Origin of the sequence: Roseovarius sp. MMSF_3281, assembly GCF_030733685.1 — a bacterium.
GTDB lineage: Bacteria > Pseudomonadota > Alphaproteobacteria > Rhodobacterales > Rhodobacteraceae > Roseovarius.
Window position 1 is genome coordinate 68,844 of sequence record NZ_JASHIM010000005.1, and the last position, 13,016, is coordinate 81,859.

Consider the following 13,016-nt stretch of genomic DNA (forward strand, 5'->3'; position numbering starts at 1 on the left):
CCTGACGTGAAAGGACAAGACATGGATAGCCTGATTCAACCCGCTGAGCTCTCGGCCCTGCTGAACGACCCGGAAACCGTCGTGCTTGATGCCAGCTGGTTCATGCCCGACACTCCACGCGACCCCGATGCCGAGTTTGTCGAGGCCCATATCCCGGGCGCCCGCCGCTTCGACTTCGACGGGGCGGTCAAGGACCACGGCAGCAGCCTGCCTCACATGTTGCCCCCCGCCGCAGAGTTCGAGGCCGCCGCGCGCGCCCTGGGCATATCGGGCGACAGCCGCGTGGTGATCTACGACACCGCCGGAATCTTCGCCGCACCCCGCGCATGGTGGATGTTCAAGGCGATGGGCCACGCCGAGGTGGCCGTGCTGGACGGCGGCCTGCCCGCCTGGCAGGCGGCGGGCCTGCCGGTTGAGAGCGGCGCCGAGACCTCGGCACAGCCCGGCACCTTCACGGCCAGCCCCGATCCGGCACGGCTGCGCTCTTCGGCGCAGGTGCTGGAGCTGCTACAGGAGGGTTCTGCCACCGTGGTCGATGCCCGCGGTACGCCCCGGTTCGAAGGCTCGGTGCCGGAACCGCGCGAAGGGCTGCGTTCCGGCCACATGCCGGGCGCGCGAAACCTGCCCTTTGACATGCTTCTGGCCGATGGCCGCTACAAGTCGGCTGACGACATCCGCGCCGCCTGGGAAGAGGCTGCTGCCGTGACGGGAAAACCGCTGGTCACTACCTGCGGTTCAGGTGTGACGGCGGCGGTGCTGGCGCTTGGCGCCGAAGTTGCGGGTCTCGGTCCGGTGGCGGTCTATGACGGCTCGTGGACGGAATGGGGGCAGGAGAGCCGCCCGGACCTGCCGGTCGTGACGGGTGCCGCATGACCGCCCCCGCTATGCCCAACGTACCCGTGACACCGGAACTGGCGCCACTGGCCGCATGGGTCGCGGGCTACCGCGCCGACCCACAGGACGCCGGGATGCGCAGCCGCTTGCGCACCACGCTGCTGGACTGGGTCTCGGCGCTGATCGCAGGCCTAGGCCACCCGCTGCACGCCCGCTACCGTGCGGCGCTTCTACGCGGAGACGAGACCGGCCCCTGCCGGATCATCGGCGAGACCGGAGGGCATCCCCTCGCACAGGCCGCCAGCCTGCATGCCGCGATCAGCCATTTCTGGGAAGTCGACGATGCCCATCGCGACTCCACCACCCATCCTGGGATCACGGTGGTGCCCGCAGTCCTGGCCGTGGCCGAGGCGCGCGCGCTCGACGCGGCGACCACCGCCGCTGCCATCGTGGCAGGGTTCGAGACGGTACTGCGCATCGGCAGCCATCTCGGATCCGAGCATTACCGGGTGAACCACTCCACCGCCACCGCCGGGACCCTTGGCGCGGCGGTCGGGGCGGCGCGGGCGCTCGGCCTCGACGCCCAGGGCGCCCTGAACGCGCTTGGTCATGCCGGCACGCAGGCCGGCGGGCTCTGGGCCTTCCTCGATGATGGGGTGACAGAGGCCAAGGCCTTCCACGCCGCCATGGCCGTCCGCAATGGACTGGCCGCCGCGCACATGGCCGAGGCAGGGATCGCCTCGGCGCCGCGGATCCTCGAAGCGCCGCGCGGCATGCGCGCCGCGTGGAAGCTGGAGAGCTGCGACGCCGCCTGGCTGTATCCAGGCGACAGCGAGATGATCCATACCGTCACGGTCAAAGGCTGGCCGGTTTGCGGCCAGATGCATTCGGCGCTGGATTGTGCGAATGCGCTGGCGGGCGATCTGCTGGCCGCGGGCGACGGCCCGGTCACCGTCCACCTCCCGCAAAGCGCGCTGGCCATTGCCGGGGTCGAGAACCCGCAGACCGTGACCGAGGCCAAGTTTTCGACCAGTTTCTGCATTGCCGCCACGCTGCTGGGCCGCCCACCGACGCTGACCGGCCTGACTGAAGACTTACTGGCCGATCCGGCAATCCGCGCCCGTGCGGCACAGGTCCGGCTGGCGGAAGAGCCTGTGTTCACCGCGCGCTTTCCAAGAGAGCGCCCCGCCCGCGTGACCCTGCACGGGCCGCAAGATGTCTCCGAGGAACGCGCCTATCGCCGGGGCGACCCCGAGGTCCCGTGGTCCGACGACGACATGACCCACCGCACCACGGAGGTGCTGGCCCTGACCGAATGGAGCTGTGACGCGGCGCGTCTCGTCGCTTGGGCCGACAGTTTTGCCGCGCTCTCGCCCGACTGGCGCGCAACCTCGCTGCACGATCTGGTCGCCGCGCCCCGGCCCTGAAGGAAAACCGATATGAACACCGTGACCCGCCCCACCGACGCCCCGCTCCCGGCCGACCTGGCCAGCCGCCTGCGCGCGGCCCTTCCCGAAGCCTCGGTGATCGAAGACCCCGACCGCCTGTCCGCTTTGCTCGAAGAAGAGCGCGGCCTGTTCAAAGGCCATGCCCCGCTCGCCATCGCGCCGGCCTCGGCCAGGGAGCTCTCAGCCGCCGTGCGGATCTGTTCCGAACTGGGCGTGGCCATGGTGCCCCAGGGCGGTAACACCGGCCTAGTCGGTGGCAGCGTCACCGGCCCGACCGAGGTGCTCGTCTCCATGAAGCGCATGTCGGCCATCCGTGAGGTCGACCCGGTCAATTACACCATGACGGTCGAGGCGGGCGCGGTGCTGGCCGACATCCAGACCGCCGCCGCCGCGCAGGAATGCCTGTTCCCCCTGTCGCTGGGGGCAGAGGGTAGCTGCACCATCGGCGGTAACCTCGCCAGCAACGCGGGCGGCATGGGGGTGCTGAAATACGGCAACGCGCGTGAGCTCTGCTTGGGGCTGGAGGTGGTCCTGCCAGACGGCAGTATCTGGAACGGCATGCGCCCGCTCTACAAGGACAACTCGGGCTTCGCGCTCAAGCATCTGTTCATCGGCTCCGAGGGGGCCGTGGGCTTCATCACCGCCGCGGTGCTGAAGCTCTTCCCGGCGCCCGCCGAACGACAGACCGCCTTCTGCGCCCTGCCATCGGTCGAGGCCGCGTTGGACCTGCTGTCGCTGGCCCGGCGGCAGAGCGGCGACCAGGTTACCGCCTTCGAGCTGCTGTCGGACTATGCCTGCGATATCGTCTGCCGGCATGCCGGCGGCCAGTTTCCCCTGCAGGACCGCGCACCGTGGTATGCCTTCATCGAACTGTCCACGCCCCGCACCGGGTCCGATCTGCGCCAGGTCTTCGAGGACATCCTGGAACGCGCCTTCGACGCGGGGCTGGTCAGTGACGCCGTGGTGGCGGAATCGCTCGATCAGGCGGAGCGGCTGCGTGCGTTGCGCGAACGCACGCCCGAGGCGCAGAAGGCGGCCGGCGGCTCCATCAAGCACGACATCTCGGTCCCCGTCAGCCGGATCCCGGCCTTCATCGACGAAGCAGGCAAGGCGGTCGAAGCCTACATGCCCGGCATCCACATGTGTGCCTTCGGCCATGTGGGCGACGGTAACGTGCATTTCAATTTCAGCCAGCCGGATGACATGGCGCGGGCGGAGTTCATGACGCATTGGGATGCGGTAAACGCGATCGTCTATCCGATTGCCAAGTCCATGCAGGGGTCCATTTCGGCCGAGCACGGGTTGGGGCTTTTGAAAGTGGAAGAGATATGCTCCTATCGGAGCACGACAGAGTCCGGCCTCAACCAGGTGTTGAAGCGCGCGCTTGATCCGAAAGGGCTCATGAACCCTGGGAAATTCGTGAAAAGCTGAGACGGCATTGTCAGGGGGACTGAAATCCGGGGACATGCGACGGTTCTGCCGCAAACTTTCTATTTCTATTGGTTCTGCGGATATGCCAGCGTTGTCAGATGGAAGGGGCTTCAAGTTCCCCGCCGATAACGTCGCCATGTACCTCCTGCGGTCTGACTGACCCGTTATTCGTACCGTATTTGTTCTCTCAAAAGCCCACATACGCGGCTTCGGGCCCCCTGGGCCGAAGTCGTCGGTCCCGTGACAAAGCGCGGGGGGCCCGCCGGGGTGATCCTGCATCGCGGAGAACGTGTTGCAGACTGGGGTGATACAGAGCGCTCCGACATGACCTTCTCGATCGCGAAAAGTTACCTTTCGGTCCTCGCCGGCATCGCCGTGAACGACGGGCTGATCACGGACCTGGATGAACCGGCCAGCGCCACAGTCGAAGGGTCGCACTTTTCCAGCGATCACAATCGAGCGATAATCTGGCGCCACATGCTGCAGATGAACAGCGAATGGCGCGGAGAGCTCTTCGACAAGGACGAACAGATCGACCATTTCCGCCAAATCGGGGTAGGCGCGGACAACAGTCGGAAAGGGCAACTGCGCCAGGTTAGCCGCCCCGGAACTACTACGAATACAATGACGTGCGGGTGAATGCCCTCGCCTATGCCTTGCTGTGCCGGTTCCGCCGTCCCCTGCCGGATATCCTGCGCGAACGGATAATGGACCCGATCGGCGCGTCGAACGGCTGGCGCTGGGACGGGTACTCCACATCTTGGGTAGAGAGTGACGGACAGAAAGTGCAATCGGTCACCGGCGGTGGCCACTGGGGTGGCGGTCTGGTCATCAGCGCCGATGATCACGCACGCTTTGGACTGTTCATCAGCCAAAGCGGCTGCTGGGACGGTCAACAGATCTTGCCCGCAGACTAGATGGCGCAATCCGTCTTGCCGACACCGACACTCGACAAGTACGGCTTCCTGTGGTGGCTGAACCGCGGCGGTGACGCCAATCCCAACCTGCCGTCCAGCGCCTTCAGCGCGCTGGGAGCGGGCGGACATTGCATCTGGATCAACCCGGAGGATGACTTCGTCGCCGTGATGCGATGGCTTGATCCATCCAAAACACGAAGCTTTCTCGAGGCTCTGGTGGGCGCGATCCGGAAATAGGAGTTTACCGGCTGTTGGGCAGCCTTGACCGCACCCAGAGTGCCGACCGACTTTAATCGGAATGAGGCCGGTTACGGGGTGTCCGTAGTGCGGCTCGCGGCGAGTAGGCCTTGGCGGCTGATTTTCTCCGGACTACATCACCAGTTCGCGCGACAGGTCCGATAGGTCCTGCAAGCTCTCCAATGCCCCTATCTTATCTACGATCATCTTGGCTCGACGCTTGCTGAGAAGACCATCGACATTTCGAAAGAACTTGCCGGCAACCTCCATGTCGCTCAGCGGCGCATCGGGATTTCCCCGGTTGATGGGCACCCGCTTTTCGACCTTGCGGCCATCTGTCAGCGTGACCACTAAATGGCCCGGGAAATACTTCGGAAATCCTGTGGTGCCTTTTTCAGCGTGCTCCGACGACACACGGCTGGCCAATGCTAGCAGGTCGCCGCGCGCAATGGAGCTGTCGTCGAAGGATGCCATTGACACCTCGCCGTCGATAAGCCCCGAGGCCACCAGATAGGGCAGGCTGAACTTCGCACCGTATGCGCTTGTCGGAACCCACTTGGCCTCGATCGGGTCACAGACGAAACCGGCGGCCACCTCGTCGATGATCGCGTGGATGTTCTGCACATCGGTCGCTACGATCCCGTCCTGCCGCAGGGCAATCGCGCAATCAATCGCGCCATGCGCAAAGTGACAACAGGGATAGGGCTTGATCGAGACCCGCTCCGTCTCCCATCGCGCGCCCAAATCCGCGGCAAGCTGCGGCGGATCGATACGGTCCGGTAAGCCATGTGTGGCCAAGAGACCATTTGTGCCCTCGAACACGCTGAACGGCCCGGTCGCCCCTGCCCGTGCCAGATACCCGATCTCCATCGCGCTACGGGCGGCCCAGCCAACATGGTATCCCTTGGATGAAGAGCTGTTGGTCAGAAATTCCGTGATCCCCGAGGCCTGACTGCCGGCCAGGCCGAAGGCATGGGTCATTTGTTCCGGCGTCAGATCGAGAAGCTTGCCCGCCGCCGCCGTTGCCCCGAAGATTCCGGCAATCGCTGTTGAATGGAAACCGCGGTTGTGGAAACTGTTTCCCGAAGCGATCCCGACCCGAGCGGCCACTTCCCAGCCCGCGACAAAAGCCGTCTGCACGTCCTTGCCCGACCGGCCCAGCTCTTCGCCCAATGCCAGGACGAGCGGCAAGAATATGGCGCTGCCATGCACGATCGAGGCCGTGTGTGTGTCGTCGAAATCGAGCACATGGCACGCCACCCCGTTGGCCAACACCGCATAGGTGGCCAAGAAGCGTGTCGAACATCCGATGACCGGATGGTCCCCGCGTGTCCCGGGTATGACCGACACGGCGGCCATTGCGTTCTTGAAGTTCGGATGGCGCGTTCCGGCGAGCCCGACACCAAGCGTGTCGGTCATCAACTGGCGCGCGCGGGCCCGCGTGCCTTCGGGGATTTTCTCCGTCGTAAGGGTGCAGACAAACGCGGCAAGCTCTTGGGAATACGTCATGGTCCGGACCTTGCGCCTTAAATACGCCCTTTGGAGCGTACGGAGGCGACTGCATTATCCGTCAGTTCCGGTGCCGCGCCCACATAGGTGGTCGGATCCAGAAGCGCATCCAGCTCCTTCTCGCTGACGGCCGCACAGATCGCCTCGTTCGCCAACAACGCGTCGCGGAACAGGATGTCGGATTCCAGCCCGCGCATGGCCGCCTCGTAGACTTCTTCATGCGCGGTCTGCTTGCCCATCTTGTCAGACAGCGCAAACATCACCCGCTCTGCAAGCGCGTAGCCCTTCAGCAAGTTGAGGTTCGCCAACATGCTCTCCTTGCGGACGTCAAGATCTGAAAAGACGAACTTCAGGTTATCCAGAACGACGGAGAGCATCAGGCAGATCTCAGGCAGGATCTTCCACTCCATCTTCCACACCGCGCCGTCGCGCTCATGCTCGTGCTTGGTGATGTCCGACAGCATGTTGATATTCGACTTCAGCGTGTTGCTGACGGTGACGGAATTCTCGGTCACCGCCGGATTGCGCTTGTGCGGCATGGTCGACGAACCGACCTGCCCCTTCCCAAACGGCTCCGCGATCTCGTCGAACTCGTTATGAGCCAAAAGCAGAAGCTGGTTGCCGATCTTGTTGAGCGTGGCATTGATACCACCCATCACGGATCCAAACTCGTAGAAACGGTCACGCGCAGCCTGCCAAGAAATGTTCGGCGTGCCGAGACCCAAGCGCTCGTTGATCGCGTGCTCCATCTGGTCCGCTTTGGGACCGAACGAGGCCTTGGTGCCGACCGCGCCGACGATGGAACCGACGAAAACGCGCGTTTCCATCTCGTCTAGCCGCTCGAGGTGCCTGTCGATTTCCGACATCCAGATCGCGGTCTTGAACCCGAACGTGACCGGAATGGCCTGAAGCGACAGGGTCCGCCCCATCATCGGGGTGTTGCGATGCTCCTCACTCAGGTGCATCAAGTCCTTGGCGATGGCCTTCAGGTCGCGGCGCACGATTTCCGTCGCGCTGCGCAATTGCAGCACCAACGCGGTGTCCATGATGTCCTGCGTTGTCACCCCGAAATGAACGTATTCGCCGGCGCCGCCCTCACAGGCATGTTCCAGCGCGCGTACGGTGGGAACCAAGGGGTGCTTAGTGACGCGAAGATGTTCCAGCACGAGGTCGAGGTCGATAGCGTCGTAGTTGGATTTCGCCGCGATTTCCTTGGCGGCCTCCACCGGGATAATGTCCAGCTCAGCCTGCACTAGCGCCAGGGCGGCTTCGACATCCAGCCAGGCCTGCATGCGGGCACGGTCATTGAAGACGTCGCGCATCTCGGCGGTGGACCATGCGTTCATCAGCAATTCGGAATCAAAGACACTCGTTCCCATGAGGTATTCTCCTAGTCATGTTTGGTTTTTCAGGCGCGGTAGTCGTGCCCGTGATGGGGCCATCAGGCGTTGCAGAAAGATTGCTCTAGGTCGGCAATCAGGTCGTCGACATGTTCAAGCCCGGCATGAAAGCGGATCATGGCGCGGGCGCCGGCGTCCGATCCGAAAGCGCGGCCATTGTCTGGGGTGCAGGGCATTGCAAGGCTTTCGAAACCGCCCCAGGAACTGCCGATAGAGAATAGCTGAAGGTGATCGACAAAGCGCTCGGCATCGAACCAGTCGCAGAAATCCACCGTCAAAAGGCCATTGGTGCCGCTTGCATCCCGGGCCCAGATACCTGCGCCCGGATGGTCGGGCAGACCGGGATGCAAGACTTGGGAAACTTCGCACCGGCCCTGGAACCACTGCGCCAGTGCCAAACCATTCTCACCGTGCCGTTCCATGCGCAGTCCGAGGGTCCGCAGGCCCCGGATGCAGGCATAGGCATCATCCGGGCTGATCGTCTGGCCAGTCGTCGCAGTGTGCTTGCGCAGAGCATCCACCGCCGGCCCTCTCGCAGCCACTGCACCCATCATGCTGTCCGCGTGGCCGCCGATATACTTCGTGCCTGCGATGATCGACACGTCGCAGCCCAGCTGAAGCGGGCGATAAAGCCAGCTTGACCCATAGGTATTGTCTGCCGCCACGATCAGCCCATGATCGTGCGCGTTTTTGCAAAGCGCGGGCAGGTCCATCACCTCGTAGCTTTGCGATGCGGGGCTTTCGGTCAGCACGAGGCGCGTGTTTGGTTTGACGTACTCCGACAGGTCTGTCGTGTTCCACGGAATATAATCGATCTCCACGCCATAGCGCGCCAGAACCGTGTCACAGAAGCTGCGCGTTGCGGGAAAGATCGTGTCCACCACCAACAGGTGGTCGCCCGACGCAAGGTACGGCATAAGGCCACCTGCAATGGCGGCCACGCCGGTGGGAAACAAAAAACAAGCCTCTGCCTCTTCCAGCGCGCAAAGAGCGGCAGACAGTTCATGTGCAGTCGTTGTGCCGCGACGCCCGTAGGATAGAACCCGGTCATTCGTGTCCCGCGCGGCCTTGGTTTCACGATACGACTGGACCGTATCGTGCAGCACGGTCGATGCGCGCACGATCGGCGGGTTGGCGGGCCCCGGCGTCTGTGTCCGGCCGAAATGCATCAGCATAGTTTCGCGGTTCATCTTGTGTCCTTCTTCGTGGCGGCCCGGTCACGCAGCCCTACAATGATCGGCACGATCCAAAGCAGCGCAGAAAAGATCATCATGCCGAAGCTGATCGGGTGATTGACCGGATCGACGAACACCAGCCAATTGCCCTGCGAGATGTTGAGAGAGTTGTTCAGCGAAGCCTCCAGTTGAGGCCCCAGCACCAGACCGAGGATTGCCGGACCAAGCGGAATGCTGGCCAGGCGCATCACGTAGGCCACGAGGCCAGCCACGAGGGCGACCCACATGTTGAAAAGGTTCGCACCATCCGAATAGGCCCCCATCAGGCAGAGCATCGCGATGACGCCCACCATCGCTTCCTTGCGGATGGCAAAGATCGACCGGGACACCGTGCGCAGCACCAGCCATGCCACCGGCCAAAGAAAGATGTTGGCGACTAGAAAGGCTACGATGATCATCCACGCCACGTCGCCATGCTGGGTGAACAGTAGCGGCCCGGGCACCATGCCATGCAGCGCTAGCGCACCGATGAACAGCGCCGAGGTTGAGTTTCCCGGAATGCCCAACGACAGCAACGGCACCATCGAACTGGCGGTGACGGCATTGTTGGCGGCCTCGGGCGCGGCGACGCCTTCGGGGGCACCACCGCCCCAGTCGTTTTCACCGGGCTTGCCGGCGAACTTGTTGCGGAAGCGGCGCGCGGCCTGGTCATAGGCCAAGAAAATCGCCATCAGCATGCCCGCGCCGGGCAACATTCCGATCACGTTACCGATGGCCGCGCTGATGCCCCAGACCGGCGCAAGTCGCCGCACCAGCCCACGCGGCAGCTTCAGCGAGCCGATCTTCGGCAGGGACGGCGTGGCCACATTGGCATCGCGGTCCTTCAGGATATCGGCCTTTAGGCCTAGCATCGCGGCGATGCCGAACAACCCGACCAGCAGCGGAACGAAAGGAATGCCTTCGATCAGGTTGACGTTGCCGAAAGTAAAGCGCGGCGAGCCTGTCATCGGACTGAATCCGATCGTCGCGACCAGCAGGCCGATCACGGCAGAGATGCACCCCTTCAGGATATTGCCGCGCAGCAGCCCGACCACGCTCGACAAGCCCAGGATCGCTAGCGCGAAATTCTCGACATAGCCGAACTCCAGCGCGACTTTGGCCAGCGAGGGCGCAAACAGCAACAACACGACGGAACTCAAGAGCCCGCCAACGACCGAAGAGGTGATAGCAATAGACAACGCCAGCCCGGCCTTGTTCTTGCGGGCCAGTGCATTCCCGTCTTCGGCGGTCAACAGAGCAGAGGCCGTGCCGGGCACCTTGATGACGATGGCCGGGACGGCACCGCCTGTCGCCGCCGCGCAATAGACGCCGACCATCAGCGCCAACGCTTGGTCAGCCGGCATCGAAAATGAGAAAGGAATGAAGACCGCAAAAGCTATGTTGTCATTGATACCGGGTATGGACCCGACAACCATTCCAGCGATCACGCCGACCAGCAGCATCATCGCGACCATAGGATCGGAAAGGGTCTGGAACCCCAAAAGGATCATTTCCATTGGACGGCCTCAGACAAGATAGGGAGAGAGCGTTTCGGGCAGACGAACGCCCAGTACCCAGACAAATGCCGCGTAACCTACAAGCGTGACAAGCGCGGCGTAGATCGCGACACGCCCAAATGGGCGAATGCCGCAAATCGCAAGGAACGCGATCTGCATCAGCAGCGTCGGCAAGACGAAACCCAGCCCCAGCGAAAGCGCTCCGATCCAAAGGACGACCACAAATGCCGAGAGGGCAGCGACCTTCCCCGGCAGGACAAGGGACACATTTTCGGGCGAGGACAGGACAACACGCAGGATCAGCCCTGAGCCGAAAACCATCAGCAAGATCGACAACAGCAGCGGATAGCTGCGCGACATGGGATCAAATCCACTAGACATGGCTGTGGCCGCAGCACCGAAAACAAAAATGCCCAGACCAACCCAGGTGTCGCTGTGGCCCAACAGGCCTATCTTACGCGCTTTAGACTTCATCGTTATCCTCGACATGAAAAAGCCCCCGGCCTGTGCCGGGGGCGTCGATCTAGCCTTATTGGCCGAGATCCGTTTCCTCGATGATCGCCGACGTCTGATCCGCGTAGTTGTTGACCACGAATTCAAAGCCATCCGCGTCGCGGTAAACTGGCACGTAACCGGCCGCCTGCATCTTCTCGACGTATTCCGGGGTTTCGTAGACCGACTTCATCAGGTCCGACAGCACTTCCACGGCTTCATCCGGCGTGCCCTTCGGCACGGCCCACCCGCGGAATGTGGCCCAGATCGGAATATCGATCCCGGCTTCCTGGAAGGTCGGCACATCGGGGAAATCCTCGTGACGTTCCTCGGACGCGATCGCGAGGATACGCACACCGTCGGGGCCAACTTGGTCACTCGCCTCACCCATCGGCCAAAGCGCGGCATCGGCATGGCCTCCAGCAATGGCCTGAACCTGTGCGCCGAACCCTTTGGTAGGAACATAGGTGAACTCGAGACCAGTTGCGCGCTCGATCGCCAGACCGGACATGTGATGCGACGTGGCAATGCCCGCGACCACGATGTTCAGGCGCTCGTCCTTAGCCGCAGCAAGAAACTCCTCGGCGGTCTCATAGGGCGAATCCGCCGGAACCGCGATCACCTCGGGGTCCAGGTTATAAAGGGCAACCGGCCGGAAATCGGTCACTTCGTACGAGGCACCTTTCATCTGCGGGTTCGTCACGACCGAGCTGGTCATCGCTAGAACAGTGTAACCATCGGCTTTGGCCGTCGCGACGCTAGTCTGGCCGACGACACCGCCGCCACCGGACCGGTTCACGACATTGATCTCCCCACCTTCGAGGATCGTGTTCGCAGTTTCCGCGATGATGCGAGAGGTCACATCAACGGAGCCACCGGGATCGAACGGCACAACTAGGTCGATGTTTTTTTCGGGATACGACTGGGCCCAGGCGGACCCTGCCATAACAAGTGCGCTGAGCGCCGTTGCAAGTGTGAGGTGTTTCATATTTTTCCTTCCCTGTACCTGAAAAATCCCGACAATCCATGCAGGAAGGCCGGCGCATTTGATCAGCGAGACTGTTACTTGAATTAAATCTTTTTAAAAATTAATAATTTTTGAGAACCCATAAGTTTTTCTTCAGGACTTTCACCATGCGCCCGGATTTGCAGATTGCACATCTCAAGACCCTGATCGCGATAGACGAACACGGCAGCTTTACCGCTGCGGCAGACGTCCTCGGCCGGTCCCAGTCAGCCATCACGCAACAAATGCGAAGCCTAGAGGACGCTGTCGGCAGGCCGGTCTTTATCACCGCCGGGCGTCAAAGAAAGCTGACAGAGGCCGGGCATGCCCTTTTGCGACACGCCCGTGAAATCATATCCATGTGTAACCATGCCATTTTGTCCGCAGAGCGCAGCCACGCGTCTGAGATCGTGCGCATCGGCGCGCCGCTGGAAATCGCCAACGCGATCCTCCCAGGTATTTTACGAGAGTTCGCTCGCCTCCACCCGACCAACCGGGTCATTCTTCAGATCGACCGCAGTCGCGCCCTGATGGAGGCGCTTGAGGATGGAGGTCTCGATCTGGCCGTTAGCACCTGGCGCCTCGGCAACCGCGAAGGCAAGTTGATCAAGCTGCTGCGGGCTCATTGGGTTGCCGCGCAGGATTGGGAACGCCCTGACGAAGCCGCCTGGCCTCTGATCCTGACCGACGAGCCCAGCATGTTCCGCCGGATCGGTCTCAACGCATTGGACATGGCCGGCCTGCCCTATTACGAGCGCCTGACAACCGCCAGCCCCACCGGCGTGCGTTTCGCGGTCGAAGCGGGGCTGGGTATAACCCCTCGAGCACTGAGCGCCTTTCGGAGCGACGTCAGGATCCTGGGGCCGGAGTTCGGCCTGCCCGCGCTGCCTCGGGTCTCCTATTACCTGCACCGGTCCAGGGTCAGGTACGGCGACCATATCGAGGCGCTCTACGAAATGGCGCTCTCTCATGAAAAGCGCAATCACGGGCCTGCTCCCGGCTAGATCGTTT

Annotated in this window: 13 protein-coding genes; 7 read left to right on the forward strand and 6 right to left on the reverse strand. The window is 62.7% G+C overall.

Translation table 11 applies throughout. The features are described 5' to 3' along the window. The first annotated feature begins 21 nt into the window (after window positions 1–21). The 6 genes from sseA to RBB32_RS07645 all read left to right on the forward strand — a co-directional run bounded on the left by sseA (window position 22) and on the right by RBB32_RS07645 (window position 4,867). Entirely contained in the window at window positions 22–873 is an 852-nt protein-coding gene (sseA, locus tag RBB32_RS07620) for a 3-mercaptopyruvate sulfurtransferase (protein ID WP_306152109.1), read from the forward strand. Continuing rightward, window positions 870–2,261 (forward strand): MmgE/PrpD family protein, encoded by a 1,392-nt coding sequence (locus RBB32_RS07625; RefSeq protein ID WP_306152110.1) that lies wholly within the window; start codon window positions 870–872, stop codon window positions 2,259–2,261. Before sseA ends, RBB32_RS07625 begins: the two co-directional genes overlap by 4 nt. 12 nt (window positions 2,262–2,273) lie before the next feature. Then, entirely contained in the window at window positions 2,274–3,713 is a 1,440-nt protein-coding gene (locus RBB32_RS07630; RefSeq protein ID WP_306152111.1) for an FAD-binding oxidoreductase, read from the forward strand. Between the two features lie 324 nt (window positions 3,714–4,037). Further along, window positions 4,038–4,352 carry a hypothetical protein gene (locus RBB32_RS07635; RefSeq protein ID WP_306152112.1) on the forward strand — a complete coding sequence of 105 codons (315 nt, stop codon included), beginning with the start codon at window positions 4,038–4,040 and terminating at the stop codon, window positions 4,350–4,352. Next, the gene (locus RBB32_RS07640; RefSeq protein WP_306152113.1) at window positions 4,349–4,630 is read left to right on the forward strand and encodes a hypothetical protein; all 282 of its coding nucleotides are present in this window, start codon (window positions 4,349–4,351) and stop codon (window positions 4,628–4,630) included. Before RBB32_RS07635 ends, RBB32_RS07640 begins: the two co-directional genes overlap by 4 nt. Then, entirely contained in the window at window positions 4,631–4,867 is a 237-nt protein-coding gene (locus RBB32_RS07645; protein ID WP_306152114.1) for a hypothetical protein, read from the forward strand. It begins immediately after the preceding gene. Window positions 4,868–4,999: 132 nt separating this feature from the next. On the opposite strand, the gene RBB32_RS07650 is transcribed toward RBB32_RS07645, so the two are convergent. From RBB32_RS07650 to RBB32_RS07675, 6 genes are all read right to left on the reverse strand, one after another. Then, window positions 5,000–6,376, reverse strand: a complete 1,377-nt coding sequence (locus tag RBB32_RS07650; protein ID WP_306152115.1) for an MmgE/PrpD family protein — start codon at window positions 6,374–6,376, stop codon at window positions 5,000–5,002. 17 nt (window positions 6,377–6,393) lie between these two features. Next, window positions 6,394–7,755, reverse strand: a complete 1,362-nt coding sequence (gene purB / locus RBB32_RS07655) for an adenylosuccinate lyase (RefSeq protein WP_306152116.1) — start codon at window positions 7,753–7,755, stop codon at window positions 6,394–6,396. 62 nt (window positions 7,756–7,817) lie between these two features. Then, a complete protein-coding gene (gene metC / locus RBB32_RS07660; protein WP_306152117.1) occupies window positions 7,818–8,966 on the reverse strand; it encodes a cystathionine beta-lyase in 1,149 nt (382 codons plus the stop codon). After that, entirely contained in the window at window positions 8,963–10,456 is a 1,494-nt protein-coding gene (locus RBB32_RS07665) for a tripartite tricarboxylate transporter permease (protein ID WP_306152118.1), read from the reverse strand. Before RBB32_RS07665 ends, metC begins: the two co-directional genes overlap by 4 nt. 60 nt (window positions 10,457–10,516) lie before the next feature. Then, the gene (locus RBB32_RS07670; protein ID WP_371931031.1) at window positions 10,517–11,113 is read right to left on the reverse strand and encodes a tripartite tricarboxylate transporter TctB family protein; all 597 of its coding nucleotides are present in this window, start codon (window positions 11,111–11,113) and stop codon (window positions 10,517–10,519) included. Continuing rightward, window positions 11,037–11,987 carry a tripartite tricarboxylate transporter substrate binding protein gene (locus RBB32_RS07675; protein WP_306152119.1) on the reverse strand — a complete coding sequence of 317 codons (951 nt, stop codon included), beginning with the start codon at window positions 11,985–11,987 and terminating at the stop codon, window positions 11,037–11,039. Before RBB32_RS07675 ends, RBB32_RS07670 begins: the two co-directional genes overlap by 77 nt. Before the next feature lie 146 nt (window positions 11,988–12,133). Between RBB32_RS07675 and RBB32_RS07680 the strand changes: the two genes are divergently transcribed. Next, window positions 12,134–13,009, forward strand: coding sequence for a LysR family transcriptional regulator (locus RBB32_RS07680; protein WP_306152120.1), 876 nt, complete (start codon window positions 12,134–12,136; stop codon window positions 13,007–13,009). Window positions 13,010–13,016: the final 7 nt, after the last annotated feature.